Origin of the sequence: Cohnella lupini (genome assembly GCF_003386205.1) — a bacterium.
GTDB classification, from domain to species: domain Bacteria; phylum Bacillota; class Bacilli; order Paenibacillales; family Paenibacillaceae; genus Cohnella; species Cohnella lupini.
Genome location: NZ_QRDY01000007.1, coordinates 232,761 through 255,223 on the forward strand (window position 1 = coordinate 232,761; position 22,463 = coordinate 255,223).

Annotated in this window: 21 protein-coding genes; 17 read left to right on the forward strand and 4 right to left on the reverse strand. The window is 46.6% G+C overall.

The window, feature by feature from the left end; genetic code table 11:
- The first annotated feature begins 19 nt into the window (after window positions 1–19).
- The 7 genes from DFP95_RS14915 (at window position 20) to DFP95_RS14945 (ending at window position 10,332) form a co-directional block, all read left to right on the forward strand.
- Window positions 20–817, forward strand: coding sequence for a response regulator transcription factor (locus DFP95_RS14915; RefSeq protein WP_115993432.1), 798 nt, complete (start codon window positions 20–22; stop codon window positions 815–817).
- 167 nt (window positions 818–984) lie between these two features.
- The gene (locus tag DFP95_RS14920) at window positions 985–2,289 is read left to right on the forward strand and encodes an ABC transporter substrate-binding protein (protein WP_115993466.1); all 1,305 of its coding nucleotides are present in this window, start codon (window positions 985–987) and stop codon (window positions 2,287–2,289) included.
- A 60-nt stretch (window positions 2,290–2,349) separates the two neighbouring features.
- The gene (locus DFP95_RS14925; protein ID WP_245987675.1) at window positions 2,350–3,267 is read left to right on the forward strand and encodes a carbohydrate ABC transporter permease; all 918 of its coding nucleotides are present in this window, start codon (window positions 2,350–2,352) and stop codon (window positions 3,265–3,267) included.
- Window positions 3,268–4,089, forward strand: coding sequence for a carbohydrate ABC transporter permease (locus DFP95_RS14930; RefSeq protein ID WP_115993434.1), 822 nt, complete (start codon window positions 3,268–3,270; stop codon window positions 4,087–4,089).
- A 225-nt stretch (window positions 4,090–4,314) separates the two neighbouring features.
- The gene (locus tag DFP95_RS14935) at window positions 4,315–8,736 is read left to right on the forward strand and encodes an S-layer homology domain-containing protein (RefSeq protein WP_181907438.1); all 4,422 of its coding nucleotides are present in this window, start codon (window positions 4,315–4,317) and stop codon (window positions 8,734–8,736) included.
- 173 nt (window positions 8,737–8,909) lie between these two features.
- Window positions 8,910–9,686 carry an SDR family NAD(P)-dependent oxidoreductase gene (locus tag DFP95_RS14940; RefSeq protein ID WP_115993436.1) on the forward strand — a complete coding sequence of 259 codons (777 nt, stop codon included), beginning with the start codon at window positions 8,910–8,912 and terminating at the stop codon, window positions 9,684–9,686.
- Between the two features lie 67 nt (window positions 9,687–9,753).
- On the forward strand, window positions 9,754–10,332 hold the full coding sequence (locus DFP95_RS14945; protein WP_115993437.1) for a YjgB family protein: 579 nt from the start codon (window positions 9,754–9,756) through the stop codon (window positions 10,330–10,332).
- A 333-nt stretch (window positions 10,333–10,665) separates the two neighbouring features.
- On the opposite strand, the gene DFP95_RS14950 is transcribed toward DFP95_RS14945, so the two are convergent.
- Window positions 10,666–11,646: an SLAC1 anion channel family protein gene (locus DFP95_RS14950; RefSeq protein WP_245987676.1), complete on the reverse strand. Its 981-nt coding sequence runs from the start codon at window positions 11,644–11,646 to the stop codon at window positions 10,666–10,668.
- A 261-nt stretch (window positions 11,647–11,907) separates the two neighbouring features.
- Here DFP95_RS14950 and DFP95_RS14955 point away from each other — a divergent pair, with 261 nt between their 5' ends.
- The gene (locus DFP95_RS14955; RefSeq protein ID WP_115993439.1) at window positions 11,908–12,834 is read left to right on the forward strand and encodes a LysR family transcriptional regulator; all 927 of its coding nucleotides are present in this window, start codon (window positions 11,908–11,910) and stop codon (window positions 12,832–12,834) included.
- A 126-nt stretch (window positions 12,835–12,960) separates the two neighbouring features.
- Complete coding sequence (locus tag DFP95_RS14960; protein ID WP_115993440.1) at window positions 12,961–13,404, forward strand: YhfM domain-containing protein; 444 nt, start codon at window positions 12,961–12,963, stop codon at window positions 13,402–13,404.
- Window positions 13,405–13,441: 37 nt separating this feature from the next.
- On the opposite strand, the gene DFP95_RS14965 is transcribed toward DFP95_RS14960, so the two are convergent.
- Both DFP95_RS14965 and DFP95_RS14970 read right to left on the reverse strand, forming a co-directional pair.
- Window positions 13,442–14,344, reverse strand: coding sequence for an alpha/beta fold hydrolase (locus DFP95_RS14965; RefSeq protein WP_115993441.1), 903 nt, complete (start codon window positions 14,342–14,344; stop codon window positions 13,442–13,444).
- A gap of 18 nt (window positions 14,345–14,362) precedes the next feature.
- A complete protein-coding gene (locus tag DFP95_RS14970; protein WP_115993442.1) occupies window positions 14,363–15,280 on the reverse strand; it encodes a PadR family transcriptional regulator in 918 nt (305 codons plus the stop codon).
- A gap of 745 nt (window positions 15,281–16,025) precedes the next feature.
- Between DFP95_RS14970 and DFP95_RS14980 the strand changes: the two genes are divergently transcribed.
- The 3 genes from DFP95_RS14980 to DFP95_RS14990 all read left to right on the forward strand — a co-directional run bounded on the left by DFP95_RS14980 (window position 16,026) and on the right by DFP95_RS14990 (window position 17,454).
- A complete protein-coding gene (locus DFP95_RS14980; RefSeq protein WP_115993444.1) occupies window positions 16,026–16,121 on the forward strand; it encodes a sporulation protein YjcZ in 96 nt (31 codons plus the stop codon).
- A gap of 249 nt (window positions 16,122–16,370) precedes the next feature.
- On the forward strand, window positions 16,371–16,994 hold the full coding sequence (locus tag DFP95_RS14985) for a class I SAM-dependent methyltransferase (protein WP_115993445.1): 624 nt from the start codon (window positions 16,371–16,373) through the stop codon (window positions 16,992–16,994).
- Window positions 16,995–17,058: 64 nt separating this feature from the next.
- Complete coding sequence (locus tag DFP95_RS14990; RefSeq protein WP_115993446.1) at window positions 17,059–17,454, forward strand: hypothetical protein; 396 nt, start codon at window positions 17,059–17,061, stop codon at window positions 17,452–17,454.
- Window positions 17,455–17,456: 2 nt separating this feature from the next.
- Here DFP95_RS14990 and DFP95_RS14995 read toward each other — a convergent pair whose 3' ends face one another.
- Window positions 17,457–17,816, reverse strand: a complete 360-nt coding sequence (locus DFP95_RS14995) for an SDR family NAD(P)-dependent oxidoreductase (protein WP_281273417.1) — start codon at window positions 17,814–17,816, stop codon at window positions 17,457–17,459.
- A 54-nt stretch (window positions 17,817–17,870) separates the two neighbouring features.
- On the opposite strand from DFP95_RS14995, the gene DFP95_RS15000 reads away from it, so the two are divergent.
- The 5 genes from DFP95_RS15000 (at window position 17,871) to DFP95_RS15020 (ending at window position 22,275) form a co-directional block, all read left to right on the forward strand.
- A complete protein-coding gene (locus DFP95_RS15000) occupies window positions 17,871–18,212 on the forward strand; it encodes a winged helix-turn-helix transcriptional regulator (protein ID WP_115993448.1) in 342 nt (113 codons plus the stop codon).
- 25 nt (window positions 18,213–18,237) lie between these two features.
- Window positions 18,238–18,948 carry a type 1 glutamine amidotransferase gene (locus DFP95_RS15005; RefSeq protein WP_115993449.1) on the forward strand — a complete coding sequence of 237 codons (711 nt, stop codon included), beginning with the start codon at window positions 18,238–18,240 and terminating at the stop codon, window positions 18,946–18,948.
- A gap of 97 nt (window positions 18,949–19,045) precedes the next feature.
- Complete coding sequence (locus DFP95_RS15010; protein ID WP_181907440.1) at window positions 19,046–19,864, forward strand: DUF2935 domain-containing protein; 819 nt, start codon at window positions 19,046–19,048, stop codon at window positions 19,862–19,864.
- A 335-nt stretch (window positions 19,865–20,199) separates the two neighbouring features.
- Window positions 20,200–21,357, forward strand: a complete 1,158-nt coding sequence (locus DFP95_RS29410) for a glycoside hydrolase family 19 protein (RefSeq protein WP_245987677.1) — start codon at window positions 20,200–20,202, stop codon at window positions 21,355–21,357.
- A 237-nt stretch (window positions 21,358–21,594) separates the two neighbouring features.
- On the forward strand, window positions 21,595–22,275 hold the full coding sequence (locus DFP95_RS15020; RefSeq protein WP_245987678.1) for a Crp/Fnr family transcriptional regulator: 681 nt from the start codon (window positions 21,595–21,597) through the stop codon (window positions 22,273–22,275).
- Window positions 22,276–22,463: the final 188 nt, after the last annotated feature.

The window sequence follows — 22,463 nt, forward strand, 5'->3', positions numbered from 1 at the left end:
GGAACAAGGGAGAGCGAATATGAAAAACGATAGTTGCAAAGCGATCATCATCGACGACGAAGCTTGGATACGCGAGGGATTGAGCGAGCATGTGGGCTGGCAAGAACTCGGCATCGAGTTGGTCCAAGCGTTTCAAGACGGGGCGGAAGCTTACGATTACTTGGTGCGAGAACCGGCAGCCATCGTATTGACGGACATTCGCATGCCGAATATGACCGGGCTTGAACTGTTAGCTAAGCTTCATGAGCTAAAGAACGTTCGACCGGATAGATCAATCCCCAAGGTTATATTTCTGAGCGGCTACGAGGATTTCAAGTATGCGCAGGAGGCTGTACGGCTCGGCGCCGTCGATTATTTGCTTAAACCGGCTGAGGTCGAAGAAATCGAGTCGTCGTTAGCGAAGGCTAAGCGAATGTGCGACGAGTCGATCGAATCGGTCTCGCAGAACGGACAGTCGGCGACCAAGCTAGCCGTCGTTGAAGAACCGAGCTCCTATCTGATCAAGAAGGCGATCCATATTCTTGCGACCAGATTTCGGGAAGATCTGCATCTGACGGATATCGCGGGAGAATTGTTCATCACGCCCAATTACTTAAGCCGATTATTCCGTCAAGAAACCGGGAAATCCTTCGGCGAGCTATTGTCCGAGGTCCGTCTGGACAATGCGCGGGCATTGCTATTAAGCAACGACGCGATGAAAATATACGAGGTCGGCTCGGCGATCGGATATTCGAATCCGAGATACTTCAGCGAGTGGTTCCACAAGAATACGGGGATGTCTCCGGGAGAGTACCGTAATCATCATTATCGTTCCTGAATTCCCTCTTTGTGAATATTAACGGAAGAAAAGATAGATCAACCACGTTATCACGCGCGCCCCGAACCCGTTATGATGAGAATGTAAAACGCTTTCATTATATATGCGAGAGGGGTATGGAAGTGAAGAAATTAAGTCTAACGGTATCGGCCATTGCGTTAACGAGCATGCTTCTGTCGGCATGCGGAGGCAACAACGGGAATAACGGGAATAATGGGCAAAGCGCTTCTGCCTCGGCTTCGGATTCCCCTAAGCCTTCGGCTAGCGCAAGCGCGCCAGCTTCGCCGGCAAGCGGCGGGCAAGTCGAGATCTTCAGCTGGTGGACGGGCGCGGGAGAAGAAGCGGGCTTGAAGGGCTTGATCGGTTTATTCTCCGCGAAGTATCCCGAGATCGAAGTCATTAACGCGGCGGTGGCAGGCGGAGCGGGTACGAACGCGAAAGCCGTTCTGGCGAGCCGGATGCAAGGCGGAGATCCGCCGGATGCGTTCCAGGTGCATGGCGGCGCCGAGTTGAACACCGGATGGGTGGCGGCGGACAAAGTCATCGAGCTGAACGATCTGTACGAGTCGGAAGGCTGGAAGGACAAATTCCCGAAGGACTTGATCGATCTCGTTAGCAAAGACGGTAAAGCCTATTCGGTGCCGGTTAATATTCACCGGGGTAACGTCGCGTTCTACAATAAGAAAATATTCGACGACAACGGGTTGAAAGCACCGACGACGTTCGATGAATTCTTCCAAGTCGCGGACGCTCTTAAAGCGAAAGGCATCACGCCGCTAGCGCTAGGAGATAAAGAGCCATGGGCGGCAACGATGGTCCTGGAGAACGTTCTTCTCGGAGTGCTCGGTGCAGACGATTACAAGAAGCTGTGGACCAACGAGCTTTCCTTCGACGACGCGAAAGTGAAGCAATCGCTGGAAACGTTCAAGAAAATGTTAAGCTACGTGAACGAAGACCACGCGGCCCGCAACTGGCAAGACGCGGCTCAACTCGTGGCCAACGGCGAAGCGGCCATGAACATCATGGGAGACTGGGCCAAAGGCTACTTCACCACGGATCTTAAGCTTGAAGCGAATACAGACTTCGGCTGGGTTCCGACGCCGAACACGACGGGCAGCTTCATGGTCATTACGGATACGTTCGCTATTCCGAAGAGCTCCAAGAACGAGACGAACGCCAAGGAATGGTTGAAGGTGCTCGGCTCCGTAGAAGGGCAGGACGTATTCAACCCGTTGAAGGGCTCGATTCCGGCTCGCATCGACGCGGACATATCCAAATACGACGTCTACGGCCAATCTACGATCGAGGATTTCAAGACGGCGAAGCTCGCTCCGAGCATGGCGCACGGATCGGCCGCTCCGGAAGGCTTCACAACGCAAGCGAATCAAGTGGTTAATATCTTCGTGACTAACGGTGACGTGGATCAAGCACTGAAAGCGTTGAAAGCGGCTCAATCTTCCAGCATTAAATAGGACTCGGAGGGTCAGATGGGAGAATGCTCATCTGGCCCTTTCCATTGGAGGGAAGGCATAATGATTCATAGATCCGAGAGAGCGATCCCCATTCTGATGCTGCTGCCCTCGGTGTTAGCGATCGCGATTTTCGTCTACGGGTTTATTTCATGGACGGGATACGTATCTTTCACCGATTGGAATACGCTCGTGAGAACCTCTCATTTCATCGGCTTCGATAACTATAAGTTTCTGTTCCAGGATTTCAGGTTCCAGTCGGATTTGCGGAATACGCTGGCTTTTACCGTGCTTTTCATCGGGCTTACGATGCTTTGCGGACTTTTTCTAGCTAGAATGGTGGATTCGAAAATCAAGGGCGAGGCTTTGTTCCGGAACATCTTCATCTTCCCGATGGCGCTCTCTTTCATAGTTACGGGAGTCGTATGGCAGTGGGTGCTCAATCCGACGACAGGGATTAATCTGGCTTTGAAATCGATGGGAGTATCGAATCCGCCCAAATGGTTTACCAGCACCTTGATCATCCCTAAGCTCCACCTCGGTTTGATCGACTTCGGCTTACCGGTAGCCATAATCGCAGTTGCGTTAGCCGCAGTGTGGCAAATGTCGGGATTCGCGATGGCGATGTACTTGGCTGGATTACGTTCGATCTCCGAGGACTTAAGGGAGTCGGCCCGAATCGACGGCGCGACGGAGAAGCAAGTATTCCGCAAGATCGTCTTACCGCAGCTAAAGCCGATCTCGATGAGCTTGATCATCATTCTGGCGCACATTTCCTTGAAAATTTTCGATCTGATCTACGCCATGACCGGACCGGGCGCCATGTTCGTAACGGACGTTCCCGGCGTGTATATGTTCGAGACGACCTTCCGCGGGAACCATTACGCTCAAGGATCCGGTATCGCCATGATCATGCTCTTGCTCGTTTCCTTGCTGATCGTGCCGTACCTGATTTCGAGCTTCCGAAAGGAGCGGGAATAGATGCAAACAAGATCAAGCACCGTTTTTTTCAAATATCTGCTTCTCATCGCTTTGGCCGCGCTATTCCTCGTTCCCGTTTACGTTATCATCGTTACTAGCTTTAAGGGCTTGGACGAAGTTACGCTGGATAAAATGTGGCATCTTCCGAAGGGTTTGGATTTTGCCGGGTATAAAGAGGCTTACGATAAATTGCTTCCTAACTTGCGGAATAGCTTCCTGCTAGCGATACCGGCAACCGCATTGTCGGCGCTGATGGGAGCGATGAACGGATACGTGTTATCCAAATGGTCTTTCCGCGGTTCGAACTTGTTGTTCGCGCTTATGCTGTTCGGCATGTTCATTCCTTACCAGAGCGTATTGATTCCCTTGATTCAATTCATGCAGCAAATCGAGCTCTACAATTCGATTCCGGGTCTCGTGCTCGTGCATGTCATCTACGGACTTCCGATATGTACGCTTATGTTCCGGAACTTCTACGTCGGAATCCCAACGGAGATGCTGGAAGCGGCGAAGATCGACGGCACGGGGTTTTTCGGAATTTTCCGCAGAATTATGCTTCCCTTGTCCATTTCCGGGTTCGTCGTGGTATGCATCTGGCAGTTCACGAGCGTATGGAACGAATTCCTATTCGCCGTAACCCTCACTACGCAGAAGAAGCAGCCGATCATGGTCGCCTTGCAAAATTTGTCCGGCAGCCAGATCGTTCATTGGAACGTCCAGATGGCAGGGGCATTACTCGCGGCGTTGCCGACGCTGCTAGTGTACGCGTTCCTTAGCCGCTACTTCGTTCGGGGATTGCTCGCAGGATCTATTAAAGGGTAGTCTATTATAGAGGTGATAGTTAATCTCCGATAAATCCATTTTCATTTGAAGCTTGAGAAATCAAGCTTTTTTCTCGTTTCTGCTCGTCATAATTTCTATAATCTACTAATTATTTCTTGACTGGATATCTCCATGGCCATAAACTATATACTGATGAGTATGTAAATAAATTGTCGAAAATGACGCGTAAATGGTAGAAGAATGATTACAGGGGTGCTATTCATTATGAAGAAGAAAGTATTATCGATGCTGCTGCTTGTTACGATGGCCGCTTCGTTGCTGCCGAGTTCGATTCCGTTCGTACGCGTGGCATCAGCGACTCAGTTAATTTGCGTAGGCACCGTCGGAGGCGTATGGAGCGCCGATGACGGGTGGTGCGAAATCGACACGGTTACCGAGTTGAACAACATCAGCAATAATAGTATGACTTGGGAAGAGAACTATCGGTTAACGGGGAATATTGATTTGACCTCTTACAATGGGAAGCGGATCGGTGACCCGTTTACGCCTTTTACGGGGAAGTTTGACGGCAATGGCTTCACCCTTAGGAATCTGACGATGAATTCGACTAAAAACGTCGGCTTCTTCGGAGGAACGGAGGGCGCCACGATTGAGGACGTGCATCTGGTTAATATTGATGTAACCGGTTATCAGTATGTCGGAGGCTTGGTAGGCGATGCAATTAATACAACGATAATCAATTCCTCCGCGGAAGGAGTCGTAACTGGGAATGACTCGGTAGGCGTTCTTGTCGGTTACAATGAACATTCCAGCATTATTGACAGTTACTCCCATGGCGAAGTTATTGTAGGCGCCAGTCCTGTAGATAGCTATGGAGGTTTGGTCGGCTATAGTACTGGAACAATTACCGGCTCTTATACAACGGCTAAAGTAGGAGCAGGATCGGCGGCTGGAGGTTTGGTCGGCGATAATGTGTATGACGATACAGATATTACAAACTCGTATTGGAACGGGGATACGAGCGTAATTAACGTTTCCGACGGTGGCACCAAGAGTGATACGGCAAATATGAAGCTCAGATCTACCTATGACGCATGGGATTTTACTAGCGCTAGCCCGACGTGGGGGATGATTGATAAGATTACCTATCCGCTTCATTTCGGAGACTATAAGAAGGTAGCGTTGAATTCTTTGGGGATTGAAGATCCCGACGGCGATGCAACGATCGTCTGGGATCGCGATTTTACGGGAGATAACGGAGTTTACGAGTTGCAAGTCGTTAATAGGACTAACGCTTTAACAATATCGGCTGAATCTATGGAATCAGCGTCGAGCATTGCCTTCTTCGAGGATACGGATATGTCGGACGCCAATCCCCCAAGCACGGCGATACCTGACCTGGATTCAGATCAAGTCGTGACGGTGTCGCTTGCCGAAGGGAAAAACGTGTTCGGCGTTCAAGTAACCGGAGATAACGACCGGGAAGCTATGTATCTTCTGACCGTCATTCGTGAAGATGGCTCATTGGATTATCCGCATCGGATTTCGACCGCCGACGAATTGGCGCAAATCGGCCAAGCGAGCGGTTATGATTTGGACGATGCATATGTGCAGGAAGCGGATCTCGACTTGAGCGGTTTAGCATGGTCGCCGATCGGAACCGCAGTCAGTCCTTTTGAAGGTAACTTCAACGGCCAATCCCATACGATTCATCATCTAACGATCAATCGGACCGCCCAATCGGATATCGGTTTGTTCGGCTCGACGAATAATGCGACAATTGCGAACGTATCGCTGTTGGGTGTCGACGTCCACGGCGGAATTCGCGTCGGAAGCTTGATCGGAAACGCGGCCGGAACCTTGACGTCAAGCCGAATTGCCGTGCAGGGTGCGGTATACGGAAATACCCAAGTTGGAGGACTCATTGGCTCGTCAACGGCCGTCCTCAATATAGACGAGTCCTATTCCGCCGCGAGAGTAGAAGGAAACAGCGATACCGGAGGTCTGATCGGCAGACATACGGGTACCAACACGATTACCGATTCGTTCTGGGACAAGGACGTGAGCGGACAGTCTTCTTCGCCGGGAGGGGGCGCCGACAAATCGACGACGGAAATGATGACTCCCCTGACTTATAGCTCTTCCAATTGGCCCTTTGCTGTCGGCGGTTGGGGGATCATCGAGGGAACGACTTACCCGATGCCCTATAACAGCCTTCAAGGTGCTTTACTTAGCAATGTGACCGTCACGATCGCCGGAGCGAACATACCGCTTTCATTTAATAGAAATAAAGGTAGTTATTCGCTGGCGCTTACCGCGCCGGTACCCGAAGCGAAAGTAACAGTCGTACCGAACAATGCAGGCGCGACGATCGCGATTGACGGTCAGGCAGGCGGTACAAAAGACGTGGATTTGGATTTCGGCATCAATAATATTATCGATATAAGGACGACGGGTACCGACGGATGGCAAGGCGTATATCGTCTCGCGATATCCGTTCCCGTGCCGAAGCCGGTCGCCGTGGATGTGCCCAGCAACGCGAAATACGGCATCGGTGACGAGTTGGATTTTACCGTTACCTACGATTATCCGGTTGAAGTCGATACGGGCAATATTCCGTCATTGCCGATCACGTTGGATGACGGAGAGAAGGCAGCCCTCTACATCGGTCAACCTAGCGGGCAGTCTGAGAAACTGAGCTTCAGATATACCGTGCAAGAAAGCAACGAGGCTAACGGCGGAATAGAACTCGGGAACGCATTGGTAGCCTCCTCTCCCGGCTCAATCGTCGGCGTCGGCGATCCGGCCGCGGCTTCCATGCAATTACCAAGCTCTCTTCCGGTGACGAACGGCATCGTGATCGACGGAATTAAACCGGAGATAGAATTGACGCCTTCCACGACGAATCCGACGAAAGATTCGATTACCGTGACGGTGAATGCGATTGGAACGGGAACTAACATACTAGAGCTTAAGTTGGGTAATGGCAATAAAGACGTTTCGTACTTCGCTTTATCGGGAACGACCGTAACGGGAAATGAATTCGTCGCCGATGATAACGGCGATTATACGGTGTACGCGATGGACCAAGCGGGCAACGAACAAGTGAAGTTCATCAAGATTACGAATATTTTAACGACGAAACCTACGATTCTCTTGGACTATCAACCTAGAACCCCCACTCGCGGAGCGGTGGAAGTTTCAGTAACGGCATCCGTATACGATGCGGCGGGAGGAAACGGTCTCCAAAGGCTGAAATGGTCGGCCGGGGCACTAAGCACGGGTGATTTTGCGGATCCGACTTTTGGCGCGGACGTCGTTGCGGAGGCGTTCTCGGTATCCGCGAACGGAGATTATACCGTCTATGCCATCGATACTGCTGGTAATGAGCGGACAGAGAACATCGAGATCACGAATATCATTACAACGAAACCAACGATAGTACTTGATTATAATCCGCGAACTTCGACTGCCGATGCGATAGAAGTTTCGGTTACGGTATCCGTATATGATGCTGCTGCCGGAAACGGACTACAAAGGCTGAAGTGGGCGGCAGGCGCGTTAAGCGCCGATGATTTTGCGAATCCGGCTTTCGGTTCGGACGTCGTTGGGGGGACATTCTCGGTAACGGCAAACGGTGACTACACCGTCTATGCAATCGATTCGGCGGGTAATGAGCAGATCGAGAGCATTTCGATTTCGAATATCGAAAGCAAACCTAATCAAATGAATTCTCCAGTCCTGATCAATCCTCAATGGCATCAATATCTGATTGATCCTAAGAAAGATAACGTTTTGACTTTTGAAGGATTAACGTTGCATATTCCGGCAGGCGCTGTCGATCAGCCGACGTTTATGACGATGGAGGTTGTGACGGATGCGGCGCTTAAGCTTGTGCAGACCAATCAGCAACTGCTCAGCAAAGCGTATGAGTTGAAGAAATATACGGCGGGAAATTTTAAAGTTCCCATTAAGCTCAGCATTGAATGGGATGACGCTAAGATCGGCGATAATCAGAGGGCTGCGATAGCCTACTACGATGAGACCGCCAAACATTGGGTAGCGCTCAAAGGAAAGGCAGAAGGCTCGCAAATAACAGGCGAAACGGATCATTTCACGAAGTTCGCGGTAATCTCCGTTGCACTCGAACAGCCGGTTCTTTCCGACATTAACGGACATTGGGCGGAGAAGGCTATCCAAGAAGGAGCTGCAGTTGGACTCGTAAGCGGGTATTCAGACGGCACCTTCCGTCCTGAACAGTCGGTAACCCGAGCAGAGTTCGTAACGATGCTGCATCGGTTGCTCGAATGGTCGGCCGGAGCGAAAGCGATCTTCGTCGATGATGCGGACATTCTGCCTTGGGCAAACGAATCGGTGTCGGCTGCAGTCAATGCCGGCGTAGTTAGCGGTTATCCAGACCAGAGTTTCCGTCCGGGAGCCCGCATTTCGCGTGCTGAAGCCGCGGTCATGGTCTCCAAAGCGGACGGTTTGCAAGTTGCCAAGGTAACGAAGACGGAATTCGCGGATGATGCCGCTATTGCGGCTTGGACCAAGCCTTATATTAACGCGGCACAAACGGCAGGACTGATTCAAGGTCAAGGAGGGAACAAGTTCAATCCGCTGTCTAATATGACGCGTGCAGAAGCGGTCGTCCTTCTTCTACGGCTTGCGGCTTCTTTCAAATAAGTGCGAGCAACCGCGCCTCAAATTGCTTTAACCCAGGTTCGAGAAAACTCGAGTCTGGGTTTTTTTGTGTAAACCAACCCAAGCCACATATCCTCCCACCTGTTCGTTCTGTATATTCCTGCAAGTCTGAACTCATTATAGATGGAAACTGTCAATCTCAGAGGAGTAGGAATATGGGAAAACTAGATGGGAAAGTCGCGTTGATTACCGGAGGCAATAGCGGAATCGGTTTGACTGCCGCAAAGCTGTTTGTAGCAGAAGGAGCGAAGGTTGCAATCACGGGCCGGAATCAAACTACATTAAACTCGGTGGCAGCAGAGCTTGGTCCTAATATTTTCGCGATTCAAGCGGATGTAGCTGATCCGGCAAGTATGGTTAACGCGGTGTCCAAAGCGGTCGCCTTCTTCGGCAGGCTGGACATCGTTTACGCAAATGCCGGTATTGCATCTGCTACACCTTTGGGAGAAACCGAGTTATCGATTTTCGAGGAAGTACTTAAGATCAACGTAACCGGAGTCTTTTTCACGGTGCAAGCCGCTTTGCCTCATCTGAAGGAAGGAGCTTCTATTATCTTGACCGGTTCGACGCGCGCTACGGACGGTGCACCTGAAAGATCCGCCTATGCCGCGAGTAAGGGAGCAATCAGCAGCATGGCTAGAGTATTCGTATCCGATTTGTCGCCGCGGGGGATCCGCGTAAACACGGTGGTACCGGGAGCAACCCGCACGCCAATTTGGAAAAAGACGACTGATGAAGAAACTGCAAAGCTGGAAGCCGCCCAAGCGCGAACGATACCTCTTAACCGTATGGGTGATCCGAAGGAAGTCGCCCGTGTCGCCTTATTTCTGGCTTCCGATGATTCTTCATTCGTTCAGGGAGCAGAAATTACCGTTGACGGAGGAGCACGTTCAGCGCCCTTAGGTGCACCTATATTCAGTCTTAGAGGTTAATGAAAACTTTATTAACGGGAAAAGATAAGGGAGCATCTTACTAATTGCAACTGAGGAGGCCTCTATTATGAACAAATTGCTTAGAGCAGCACTAGCCATGATTTTTGTCAGTTTTATTCTTGTCTCCGGGTTAACTCCTAGGGCTAATTCCCAGGAAGTGTCGAAGCCGGTGTTACGACAAGCAAGCCCAGAAGACGCGGCCAAGGCATTGAAGACGCTAAATAGCTTCTACAAACCTGCGCTTAATGGCCGATTCCCAGGCTCGGTGAACGGACTGAAGATAGGGGTAAGCACCCGTAAAGAAGTCATCGGCAAGATCGGCCAGCCGGACCAGCCGAGAAGGAATGCCGCTGGGTTCGATAGTTATACTGCGAATATGGGGCACCCGGGCTACGCAATAGCTTACAAACTGAACAAGATTCGGGAAATGCGCTACTTTGGAACGAATGTCGAACGGCAGACGAATATTGGGGGCATAACTAAAAAATTACTTATTCATAAGTGGGGTGTGCCTTCCAACTCGGTGACTATTCGTAACGGTTCCTTGGTGCAGCAAAAAATTACCTATTACCGCGGCAAATTCAAGCTTGCGTTTATCTTCAACTCCAGTACGAATCTGGACCACATTAACCTGCTTAAGCGCTAACGCAAAGAGGAGAACCGATCGTGTGTGTAAGACTACACACATTTATCGGTTCTTTTCATTATAAATTTAAATCAAAAAGCAGCGGCCGAATAGGTGCTAAAAAGCGATTCCGCCTCTCATGTTAATGCCCTTTGCGAAGAATGAAATGACATTTGTCATACGAAAAGCATTCATTTCACGGATACCGACAAACGGATTTGCAAGGTAGCGACGGTGTCCATGTTACTCGGCCTGCACAGAGCATCAACCTGTTCCACTAAGCCATTCATGTTCATAGGGAACGGTTTAGTGGCAGCCGCGATTTCTACCGGCCGTGCAAAACGTCAAAAAGAGTTATACCCCACCGAGCAATTTTCCATTAAACACAATCATCAAAGTACGTATGAAGAGATAACAGATTACGAAAGTTAAAAACGCCAATAAAATAATCGCAATTGCATCCATGATCCACGAGTCCATGTATATGGCATATTTCAATGCCGCATTAACGAGCGCTGCGATCGGGAAGCTGAGCGCCCACCATGTCGGTCCGAAAGGAACGGACTTTCTGAACACTTTAGAGAGCAGAACCAGGAACATAAACAATCCGAAATAAAACAGAATCGAAGCGAAGGGATCTATTTTCTGCACATAATTCGTATAACCGAGAAAACCGACCTCGAACGGCGCGATCAAAATCATCAAAGACGGAGTCAGCGCCGCGGGCATGGGTTCGTGGTGGATGAGCCTCGAAATGATAAGCCCGAAGAATACCAAGGCAACGAATCCCCCGATCGCCATGCTTAATATATTGATTTCGTTCGTCCACTCGAACGGCATTGTTCCTCCCGCTACGGCTATATCCAAAGTTGCTACACCGGGAATCAACCATGCCGGCACCACATTGGAAGGCACCAAGGAACCTTTCAGTACCCTCGACAAGATAAGGAAGGCAAGAATAAAGGTAAAGATCGCTCCTAGGATCCATATCGTTTCGCTTAATACCGAGCTATAAGAACCGATGACAGTGGACAACAAAAGCAAGGATACCGCGATCGTTCCGAAAAAGTTACCCAAGATCGGATGCGCAAATTCCGAAGCGACCTTCGCGGGATAACGAATGGCTTTCATTGCATAACAAAACACCAAAACGATAAACGCCACGATTGCTATCCAACCGCAAATGTCCGACAAGATATTCGGCGTTCCGAATACCGTATGGGATAACCTCCATGCCAATGCCAAACCCGATATCCCCATGACGGAACCGAAGAGATTAACGGGTAAATTTTGAATCGATCCGATTTTATTTACGCGTGATGCATGTCTTGCCACTACCAATTCCCCCATATCACTCACCGCTTTCTCTGTGCTGTTATAAGTCTGAAGTCATTGTATGTGAGCTGATTGAATAGATCAATGCTATCGTTTCTATGGTTTCCATAGATAAACCTAATGATGATCGAGGAGGATAAACGCATTTCAACTAATGAAAACCTTACAATGAAATGATAGATAATAACTTTGAAATCGGATATCCTATTTTAGGAACTGGTTCATATTTAGAGTCCGCTTTGCCGCTTAGGGGGATTAACCATGGAATTGAGACAATTGGAATATTTCGAGGCGATTTGCGAAGAACTTCATTTTACACGAGCTGCGGAGAAACTAGGAATAACCCAACCGACGCTCAGTCATCAGATAAAGTCTTTGGAGGGTGAAATCGGCGTACAGCTATTCGATCGACTTGGCAAACGCATCGAATTGACGGAAGCCGGAGCTATCCTTAGAGAGCAATCGGCGATTATTTTCACGGCGTTGAAGAACGCGAAAGAACAGATCTTGGAATTGAACGCAGGCGAACGCGGAATGTTGTCCATCGGGTGTTTACCGGGTGAACTTAATCATATGGTTTCTTCCCTCCTAGTCGAATTCAACCGAAATTCACCTCGCATACAGATCAGGATCGTCGCAGCCGAGAATCTCATTGAACGTATCTTTAGTAATGAACTTGACGTGGCCGTTACGATAATGCCTATAGCGGATGAGCGCATCGAGAAGATCCCTCTCTATTTCGAGCAGTTCTATTTAACGGTATCTTCCGATCATCCGCTAGCGAACAGGGAATTTATCGCGTTCGAAGAGGTCAAGGAATTTCCGCTAATCCTCTTCCCGCAAAATCATAAATGCCGACAGTTGATCGATATCACTTGTAATACTTCAGGGGTCCAACTCATTCCGTTCATTGAAACCAATACGATCGATTCGATTATTAATCTCGTTAAATCTAATGCGGGAGCTAGCATTTTATCCAAATCATTATTGGATCTTCATAACGACGCTTCACTGAAAGCCGTTAAAATCGTTAGCCCAACGCTTTGCCGGCAGATCGTCATGATCTATCGCCGAGATAAATTCTTGAGCCGCGCCGCCAAAGCTTTCATCGCATTGATGAAGAAACACGTCTCCGACAATCGGATCGGTGATCAAGTCCAATGCGACGTTGAATCATTTGAGCTATAGAGAACGGCATCCCCATCGGAGATGCCGTTTTCTTTGTATTTCATCGCGTTAACTGCAGTATACTTAAATGGAATTTTCTGCAACTATTTAACCTTGGGTTCGTTTGTAAGTGAGAGGGGGGAGTTAATGAAAGTTTTTATCATATTTCTATCTTTGTTGGGTCTATTAACCTCATGTAGCTCGCATTCGGGTATTAATGATAAGAAAACCGGAAAAGTGGGTTCAGTCCATGAGCAGAACTTGATTCTTCATATCAGTAAACCTGAAGATCAAAGTTATAAGGTTTATAAGAAGATTGAGGATAATGAAACTGTGCAAACTTTAATGAATGTTTTACAAAATGTTTCATGGGAAAATGCAAAGATATCTATGTCCCGTGGACCTGATTATAAAATTAAAACGATTAACATAGACAGAACTATTTCATATGAACCAATTACTTACGCTGTGTGGATCACACCAATGAAAGACTTACTTGAAATAATTATTGAAGGACAGTCCAAATATGGAAAGCTTTCAAAACAAGAGAGTACAATTTTATTAATGACATTAAGGAGCAATGACGAATAACACCGGATTCGATATTTATGAAACTGTCGATGTAACATTAGTAGTATAACTCTTTATTTATATGACTTTCGGGTATGTCATTTTCGATCTCTGATATCAAGAATTCTAGTATCCTATCTGCTTGGTTGACAATGAGGTGGCCTGTATCCGGGAGAAGCTCGATCCTGGCTTGTCGTGCAAATTGTTGGAGTCGCTTAATACTCTTGCTTGCAGGTATCAGTTGATCGGAATCTCCAAAAAGCATTAAAATGGGCATCGTTAACTGACCAAGTGACTGATCGCGAAATAGTGGCATTTTTGCCGTTCGCGGCTTGAAATGTTTGAACGTAAGCGATGCAAACGTAAGACCGTTTCCCAATTCTGATAACGAGGATGAGGAAATCTTGCTACCCACTAATTTGAGTGTTTGCAGCTGGCCCCATTTTCCAAGCAGAGAGTAAAAAATAGCTTTCCATAGAAAACTGGCTTTTTCATGTGCAAGCCCTCCGGGACAAAGCAAAACTAATTTATCGACCTTATCCGGATAGGTGGTGGCGAAACTCAGTGCCATCCAGCCACCTAATGACATAGCTGCTATGGAACAGGTGCTTAATTTAAGTGCATGGATTGTTTCATTTAACCATAGAGCATATGCACCGCTTGCGTAGCTTGGTCGGCTTGGAGCCGATAACCCTGCTTCTCCGATAATGTCGATGGCATAGACATTGTAGGTTTGGGAAAGAGAGGCGACATCGCTGTACCATGTGAAAGAATTCGATACGCTTCCATGCAGGAGGATCAGTGGGGGATTGTCCTTCGATCCAGACTCTATGACGTATGTCGGTCCAAAACTTGTCTCTACTTCGTATTGGCGATTTATGACTGGCCAGTCATCGAGTATTTGTCGGTACTGTCCGATAACTTCTTGCATGCCTGCTACTGACTTATATATATTTTTCATAATATCTCGCCTTTCTTTCTATTTCAGTAGCCATTCTTCGGCTTCTTCTTTGCTTACATACAATCTAAAATGATTGCCTTTGTTTGTCTCCGTGGCCATTTCTTTAAATCTGCCTTTTTGACTGGTCTCCTGAGGAATAATAGCAGCAACTTTAATCCCATAGTTCGTAAATTTCTGTATCATATCGCCGGCTAATTTGGTTTTGAGTTTGAAGAAGTCTTCCGATAGGGCTGTATAGTGTATCATAAGCGCAGTTGTCTCATGTTCCCAGCATAAAGCCACCAGATCAAGCGCATCATTCTCTGTACTTAAAGGTTCAGTAGCAGAAATGAATTCAATATATTTTTTGCTCTCTATTTCTCGAATTTGATAGTTCATTTTCTCCTCTTCCTCCACAACTTCATTTTCAAACAACTTCCGACGGGTTTCACGGACCCAATTAAGTTCATTGTTATAGGTTGATGTAATGTTTTCGGAAATCATCTCCCATATTAAGCTTTCCCTGGTGCTTCTATTGGGTGTATGAAGAGCCCGTCTGTATTTCTCGTTCTGCATAATCAATTGCAGTCTGACTTCGCTTTCATATTTGGAGAGTGCCTCGCTTAATTCTTGATTAGATAACAGATCCGACCATGCAAGCTGTACCAAAAACGTTTTTTTGATCTCGGGAGCTTCCGGTGAAGACATAAGCCACTTTTTTAGTTCTTTAAGTCCGTCTTCCGTTATCGTATATATTTTCTTTGAAGGAGAGTTATCCTGATGGACCACTTCACTGGCAACAAAATCTTCAGTTTCCATGTTCATTAGAGCTTTGTAAATTTGATTATTATTCCCGGACCAATACATGAAGGAGGAATCCTCAAAAATCTTTTTTAGATCGTAACCTGTCGAGGACTTCCAGCTCAGTATGCCTAATATTGCTAATTGAATTGACATAATTTTCACCTCGTCTTAAATAACATAGGTTAATAGTAACTTATGTTATTGTGTTCGTCAATCGAGAACATGAAGTCCGCGGCCGTTGAACAAAAGCGTCTCTCCAATAAATACGATACGATCATTTCGGGAAAATTTCCGACGGTTGAGGAAGAGAACATCGCTCGGATTAAGTTCGGATTAGAATCGATTCCGGGCCAAAAGACGGAATCGGACAAGGCAATGGTGGAGGACTCTTAAGTTTCATTTATTAGATTATTTAACGCATCAGAAAAGGTAGAGCACTTGGAAACCAACAAGTTAAGGCTTATGTTACTAGTGGAAAAGCCAATGCAGATGCTAACCTTCATACATAAAATAATGGCATGTACCAATTATGTAGAAATATTAAAGGATGTTGATCATTTGATGTGTTGTCATATCGGATGGATTACTATTGTTAAGAACGAAGGTACGATCATATTTGGAAATATGATCAATTCTCCCCCTAACGACACGTCGAATAACAACGAAGGATCAGGAGATAACAACGGCGAAGTCCCTTATGAAAACAACCGGTTCAACCTGACTGTTCCAAACCGTAATCATTATCCAGATGTCATGGCCTCTAAGCGTAAAAATAGAAATAGAAATTAAAAAAGACTTTTAATCTAGATAGATAGGTAATAGTACTGTCTATAAATTTATCCAACCATATAATGACCGAGTGATTAGCAAACACAATAAAATCGAGGCGGTGTTAACTATGAGTTACGATGTTGGTGGCAAAGGGATTGGTGCCGCGGCTTTCGCACTTGTCCTATTCATTTTGTTGGTCATTATTCTTAGAGCCGGATACTAATATCGATATGAATAACTCTCCATCCTAATTGGGCATGGCCCCATTTAACGTATTGTAAAGAAATACCTCACCTGACTCCGGCAATGTACCGGAGTCAGTTTTTTATGTGCGCCTTATGTGATATCACTAATAAGCAGACGGTTAAAATACGGCTGACTAGTTCTGAGAAATATACTTACGTGTATGATATGATTGCACAAAGATGGATTCAGAAAGAAAGATGGGAACGAACATAAAGGAGAACGCGATATGACGGAATTCTGGGAATCAAGCTTTGTAGAAAAACAAACGATGTGGGGATTTGAACCTACGGACTCCGCTATCGTGACGAAGGACTTTTTCCTTGAAAGGGATGTTAAGGATATACTGGTACCGGGCATCGGATATGGTAGAAATGCAAAAGTCTTTATCGACAATGGAATAAATGTAACAGGTATCGAGATTTCAAAAACAGCGATTGATTTGGCAAGGCAAAACGGGCTTGATATTCGTATTTTTCATGGTTCGGTAACTGACATGCCTTTTGATAACAAGCAATACGACGGTCTATTTTGCCATGCGCTTCTTCATTTATTGAATGCTCGCGAAAGAGATAAGTTTATTCAAGATTGCTATAATCAGTTAAAGCCAAATGGATATATGATTTTTACGACTGTTTCACAAAAAGCACCCATGTTTGGAAAAGGCAAAAAGTTGGATAAAGACTATTACGAAATAATGGAAGGCGTGAAGATGTTTTTCTATGATGCCGACTCCATAAAAAAACAATTCGAAAAATATGGACTCGTAGAGTTTTCGGATATCGATGAGCCAAATAAAGACTTGAAAACTAAACCTCCAATAAACTTTTTAATCGTTAAATGTAAGAAATAACTATGGTAATAACAGTTGCAACAATAGATAAATTTCATTCGTCAATTTCATGAGGTGATAGGGAATGAAAGTACTTATCGTGTTAGCTTCATTATGTTTAACTTTGTTATCTGGATGTGCTGTCCAACAAACAACTCGATCAGCCACAACATCGACAGAAGAAGCAGTCGCAACAACATCATCTGCTTCGTGGGCTTTTGATTCTTTTGTGGTTTACAACGGTAATATCTATACAGTAAATACTGCCGACAAAATAACGGAAGTTGGAATGGGAATAGGGGAAGTTACCTATTATTCGGATAAAGAAGGAACTTACTCTGGGAATTTCTCGAATAAATTTCCGATAGGCTCAAAATATTATGAAATTCAGAACGTCGATACAGAAAAATCAATTGCAGTACAATTGGAAAATGGGAGCTATGTAAGAGCGAATTATCAGGTGGAAATACCGGTCAAATAAACTTAATGAATGGTTTTTACTAAACCGCCATCGATAATGTAATCCGCTCCCGTTATCATCGAGGAATGGTCGGAGGCCAGGAAGAGGACAAGCTCTGCAATCTCATGAGGCTCCGCGAATCTGCCTAATGAAATTCCGAAAGCAACGGCCATCTTGCGGGTTTCTTCTTCGGTGCTAGGTATTCTACCTGCCCACATTTCGGTACGAGTCGGTCCAGGCGCCACAGTGTTGACACGGATTCCATGAGAGGCGAATTCCCCAGCCAAATTTTTAGATAAATTCGTTACCGCAGCCTTGGGAGAGCTGTATGCGATGATATACGGATTCGGCATGATGGCGTTCATCGAGGATATATTGACGATCGACCCTCCCGACGGTTAGGCGAGAAAAACGGATGTAAGTTAGGATGTGCGAATATGCGTATTGAGGTAGAACGTTCCAGTCGGACAGAGGGAATATTGGCGACTCTACACGCTATCGGCGGCAAATGGAAACCTCTTATTTTATTTATTCTACTCAATGAGGGTACAAAGCGGTTCGGGGAGTTAAGGCGCTTGTTGCCGAATGTAACGCAAGGCATGCTGACCAATCAGCTTCGGGAGTTGGAGCGAGACGGACTTGTCGTCAGACAAAACTATCAGCAGATCCCTCCGAAAGTCGAGTATTCCCTCTCCGAACATGGGAAATCGCTGAGTTCGGTATTGGTGGATATGTGCGGATGGGGTTATAAGCATATTGATTATATGGATTCCAAATAAGTGACGGGACGTGGAGGTGGGACGAATGAGAATTCAATTTGCGCAGCATGTCGCTTTCGAAGATCCGGGGGCAATCCTTAAGTGGGCTGAAGCGAGAGGGCACGAGTATACCGTTACCAGGTTCTATGCGGGTGAAGAACTTCCTTCACCTGAGAATTGGGATTGGCTCATCATCATGGGCGGGCCGATGAGCATTCACGATGAGGACGAATTTCCGTGGCTGAAGAGTGAAAAGGAGTCCATTAGGAATGCTATCTCAATAGGTAAAATCGTCATTGGCAATTGTCTAGGCTCTCAATTGATTGCCGAAGCGTTGGGGGCGAAAGTATATAAGAATGATCAAACGGAAATCGGCTGGTTTCCAATTGAATGGACACCGGATGGCCAAGCGGCACTTTACTTAGAATCGGCGCCAACCGAATTGCCGGTTTTCCACTGGCACGGCGAAACTTTCGATCTCCCGGAAGGAGCCGTGTTACTTGCATCCAGCGCGGCCTGCAAAAACCAAGCTTTCGCGTTCGGCATAAATGTATTCGCATTCCAATTTCATCTTGAAGTGCTTCGGCACAATATTCTTTCCATGATTGAAAACGAGGAAGACGAACTTAAGAAGGAATCTCCGTATATTCAATCCAAAACGGAAATCCTGAAATATAGTCATCTTGCAGACAAAGCAACGGACGTATTGGTTTCATTTTTGAATGAATTGGAGCATCGTTGGAGTAACTCTATGTGATATAGGCTCAGCATTTCCAACGTCCCCGAATATACATATATACAAGCACTTCTCTCATAAGATGCGGATGAGAGTTGTTACTTAAGGAGGGGTGCTGATGTCGGATGCGTTTGTCGCTCGTTCATTAGAAGAAGTAAGGTTTTGGTCGCGGATTATGAAGGAGCATTCTTTATTTCTAAAATTGGGATTCCGTTGTGATGATACCCAGTTGATTAATGAAGCTAATCAGTTTTATGCGGTTTTTGAATCGATCGAGAATAGGGCGAATGCATTTACGTTTGGTGTAGATCCTAACGTGATTAGAAGGTTCAACGAAGAAGTCCATAATGCCGTATCTTATATTTGGGTCTTCAAGAGGAAGGTTCTTGGTTTAATTTTGACATGCCAGCTTCCCGGCGCGAACAACTTTCCCTTGTTAGTTGATCATGTAAGCAGAGAGGCTAATTATTTCAGAAATCGGTTGACGGAATTAAATACGGGCAGGTTGGAGCCGCTACCCGATGCCATCATTGACGAAAACGTTTTTTTCCTGAGAATTATGGCCGATCATGCCAAGTTTATTAGTCACTTGCTTGATCCTTCCGAAAGGAAATTGGTAGACCAGGCTAATCATTTCAGCCAAGAATTCGATCAATTATTGTTCCAAGCGAAGGACTTGGAATCCATGCGTCCTCAATCGCAAACCGCTCCGCTCCTTGATCAATTTCTTGATCAGAATCGGGTCTCGGTTAAATCGCTTCGCGACTTTAAGAGAACGGCTCGAGACTTGATTGAAGCTTGCCGAATTAAGAGCATAATTCATCCTTTATTAGCAGATCACGTATTCCGCGAAGCAGAACATTTCTTGTTTATCATAGACATGTTCGAAAATAGTCTGACAGGTAAACCCGTGCAAGCTATAAATCATTTGGAATAATCATAATCCTTCGAGTAGCCGCGATAAATTTCGCGGCTGCTTTTTTGGTTCAGTAGGTTGTTGTTCGGGAACCGGTGATGGGGAATCACCACTGAAGCTGCGAAATGTCGCCAAATAAAATCATAAAGGCAGGAGTTTGTCTTATCACATAAATTGTAAACGATTACAATATATATAACGAGCGAAGGAGGGATCAGATATGTAGTTGATTCACGGAGACGCCGTTCGTCTTGGAAAACCGTGAAAGGAGGAATCGGTACGAAGCTTATACATGCGGTAGAGCTTGTTTAGCGTTCTAACAAATCATAGGGAGAGTGAATGTTAGGATGCAAAGAATGAAAAGGAAATCAATGTTAGTCTTCTTAATCGTTTCATTATTAATAACCATGATCTCGACCTTGACGGCTTCCGCCGCAGTGTCTTCGGGCGTAACCTATAATCTGATCAACGTGAATAGCGGTAAATACTTGGATGTGCAAGGCGTGGGAACAGTGGACGGATCGAACGTGCAGATATGGGGAAGCGCAGACACCGTAGCACGTAGATGGACGATCTTTCAAAACAGCGACGGAACATTTAAACTGATTAATCCGAACAGCGGCAAGGCGCTCGATGTCAATGCGGCAGGCACAGCGAACGGTAGCAATGTACAGATTTGGAGCGATAACGGCACCGGCGCGCAGAAATGGTGGTTGGATCTGAATGCGGATGGCTCCTATACGCTTGTAAATCTCAACGCCGACAAAGCGTTGGATGTCAGCGGCGCGGGCACGGCGGACGGGACGAATGTACAAATTTGGACTAAGAACGGGACAGCGGCCCAGAAGTGGTGGATTGTACCGGCTTCATCATCCGGTGGCGGCGGCGGTGGTGGAGGATTTGCCGTCAGTGAAGCGCAATTCAATCAGATGTTTCCGAACCGAAGCGCCTTTTATACCTACCAAGGTCTTGTAACCGCGGCTAATTCCTTCGCCGGTTTCGCAACCACTGGCGACAATACGATCAAAAAGCGTGAAATCGCTGCTTTCCTGGCTAACGTGAACCACGAGTCCGATCAGCTAAGAGCCGTCAGGGAGTACAATACGGCGAACTACTCCCACTACTGCGATTGGGGTCAATCCTATGGTTGTCCTGCCGGACAGTCCGCATACTACGGCAAAGGACCGATACAACTCAGTTGGAATTTCAATTATAAGGCGGCAGGGGATTATATCGGTGTTAACTTACTGAATAATCCGGAACTTGTGGCAACCGATGCTGCAATCGCATGGAAGACTGCGATCTGGTATTGGATGTCGCAGAACGGTCCGGGATGGACGACGCCGCACAATGCAATGGTCAACTCCAATGGCTTCGGCGAAACGATTCGAAGTATTAATGGGTCGCTAGAGTGCAATAACGCCAACCCGGCACAAGTTCAGGCGCGTGTGGATGCGTACTTGCGGTTTACGCAAATCCTAGGGGTTACAGCGGGGAGCAATCTTTATTGCTAATAAAGAGAAATATAGAAGCAGAGGGCTATACCAGCCCTCTGCTTCTTTAGCATTTCGAGGCGGTGATACCCGAGGATCAACCGCTCTTTAAGTTACGGGAGGGGCTTGTTTTTTAGCAGGCTCCTTTTTTCTCATTAAAGTTATGGGCAGATTAAGTTAGGTGACTTTGTCACGGTACTGCTTAGACTTTTATGTTAAGGTTGGATGATAAAGTAATTCTCAAGGAGCTGAACCGGATTGAGTTCAAATCTGTTCGAATATTTACCGCGAATCGTTTCCTTATTTCCCAGCTTGGCAGACATCAGCGAACAGGATTGGAAGCATAGCGGTATACAAGTTATTGAAACGGAGCCCAACCATATCATCGAAGAAGGACAATTTCTGGAGTACGCCATCCTGATTCTGGAGGGCACTGTCAGAATGTATAAGATCAGCGGGGGCGGCCGGGAAATTACGTTATACAGAATTCATGGCGGGGAATGCTGTCCTTTGATGACCTCAAGCATTTTAGGCGAGAGCGAATATGAAGCTTCCGCCTGCGTGGAAACAACCGGCTTGGTGCTGGCGGTCCCCGTGGACATTTTTCGCGACTGGACGGACCGGTATCGTAAGTTCCGCCAGTTCATCTTTAAATCTTTCGCCAAACGAATCGTCGTTATGTCCAATTTGCTGGACAGCATCAACTTTAAATCCATTCGCGGACGAATCTCGGAGCATCTTGTTCAAATGACCAAGCAAGCCGGTAATTCCAATACCCTTCATATCACTCACGACATCTTGGCAATTGAATTGGGTACGGCCCGAGAGGTGATTAGCAGGACATTAAAGGGACTGGAGAACGAGGCAACCATTAAGCTTTCGAGAGGAAAAATTACGATCATGAATCAAATCGCCCTCGAAAGCTACATTGAAGCATAATGAAAATCTTTGCTGGCGACTCGGTACCATGGGTCGATCTTTAAGTAGAACCTAAACCACCCCGGCAGCGAGTGCTGTAGGGGTGGTTTTTTAATGTGCGCCCAGCATGGGCGCTATCTTTAGGGTTCAAGTCCCGAATGGCGAAGGCAGTAGTAGTCATTAGCTTAAGACAAGGGTGTCGATCGTGA

What these genes read in the sequence shown, in the direction of transcription:
- DFP95_RS14915 (WP_115993432.1), top strand. Translation starts at nt 20, where the DNA reads ATGAAAAACGATAGTTGCAAAGCGATCATCATCGACGACGAAGCTTGG.
- DFP95_RS14920 (WP_115993466.1), top strand. Translation starts at nt 985, where the DNA reads ATGCTTCTGTCGGCATGCGGAGGCAACAACGGGAATAACGGGAATAAT.
- DFP95_RS14925 (WP_245987675.1), top strand. Translation starts at nt 2,350, where the DNA reads ATGATTCATAGATCCGAGAGAGCGATCCCCATTCTGATGCTGCTGCCC.
- DFP95_RS14930 (WP_115993434.1), top strand. Translation starts at nt 3,268, where the DNA reads ATGCAAACAAGATCAAGCACCGTTTTTTTCAAATATCTGCTTCTCATC.
- DFP95_RS14935 (WP_181907438.1), top strand. Translation starts at nt 4,315, where the DNA reads ATGAAGAAGAAAGTATTATCGATGCTGCTGCTTGTTACGATGGCCGCT.
- DFP95_RS14940 (WP_115993436.1), top strand. Translation starts at nt 8,910, where the DNA reads ATGGGAAAACTAGATGGGAAAGTCGCGTTGATTACCGGAGGCAATAGC.
- DFP95_RS14945 (WP_115993437.1), top strand. Translation starts at nt 9,754, where the DNA reads ATGAACAAATTGCTTAGAGCAGCACTAGCCATGATTTTTGTCAGTTTT.
- DFP95_RS14955 (WP_115993439.1), top strand. Translation starts at nt 11,908, where the DNA reads ATGGAATTGAGACAATTGGAATATTTCGAGGCGATTTGCGAAGAACTT.
- DFP95_RS14960 (WP_115993440.1), top strand. Translation starts at nt 12,961, where the DNA reads ATGAAAGTTTTTATCATATTTCTATCTTTGTTGGGTCTATTAACCTCA.
- DFP95_RS14965 (WP_115993441.1), bottom strand. Translation starts at nt 14,344, where the DNA reads ATGAAAAATATATATAAGTCAGTAGCAGGCATGCAAGAAGTTATCGGA.
- DFP95_RS14970 (WP_115993442.1), bottom strand. Translation starts at nt 15,280, where the DNA reads ATGTCAATTCAATTAGCAATATTAGGCATACTGAGCTGGAAGTCCTCG.
- DFP95_RS14980 (WP_115993444.1), top strand. Translation starts at nt 16,026, where the DNA reads ATGAGTTACGATGTTGGTGGCAAAGGGATTGGTGCCGCGGCTTTCGCA.
- DFP95_RS14985 (WP_115993445.1), top strand. Translation starts at nt 16,371, where the DNA reads ATGACGGAATTCTGGGAATCAAGCTTTGTAGAAAAACAAACGATGTGG.
- DFP95_RS14990 (WP_115993446.1), top strand. Translation starts at nt 17,059, where the DNA reads ATGAAAGTACTTATCGTGTTAGCTTCATTATGTTTAACTTTGTTATCT.
- DFP95_RS15000 (WP_115993448.1), top strand. Translation starts at nt 17,871, where the DNA reads ATGCGTATTGAGGTAGAACGTTCCAGTCGGACAGAGGGAATATTGGCG.
- DFP95_RS15005 (WP_115993449.1), top strand. Translation starts at nt 18,238, where the DNA reads ATGAGAATTCAATTTGCGCAGCATGTCGCTTTCGAAGATCCGGGGGCA.
- DFP95_RS15010 (WP_181907440.1), top strand. Translation starts at nt 19,046, where the DNA reads ATGTCGGATGCGTTTGTCGCTCGTTCATTAGAAGAAGTAAGGTTTTGG.
- DFP95_RS29410 (WP_245987677.1), top strand. Translation starts at nt 20,200, where the DNA reads ATGAAAAGGAAATCAATGTTAGTCTTCTTAATCGTTTCATTATTAATA.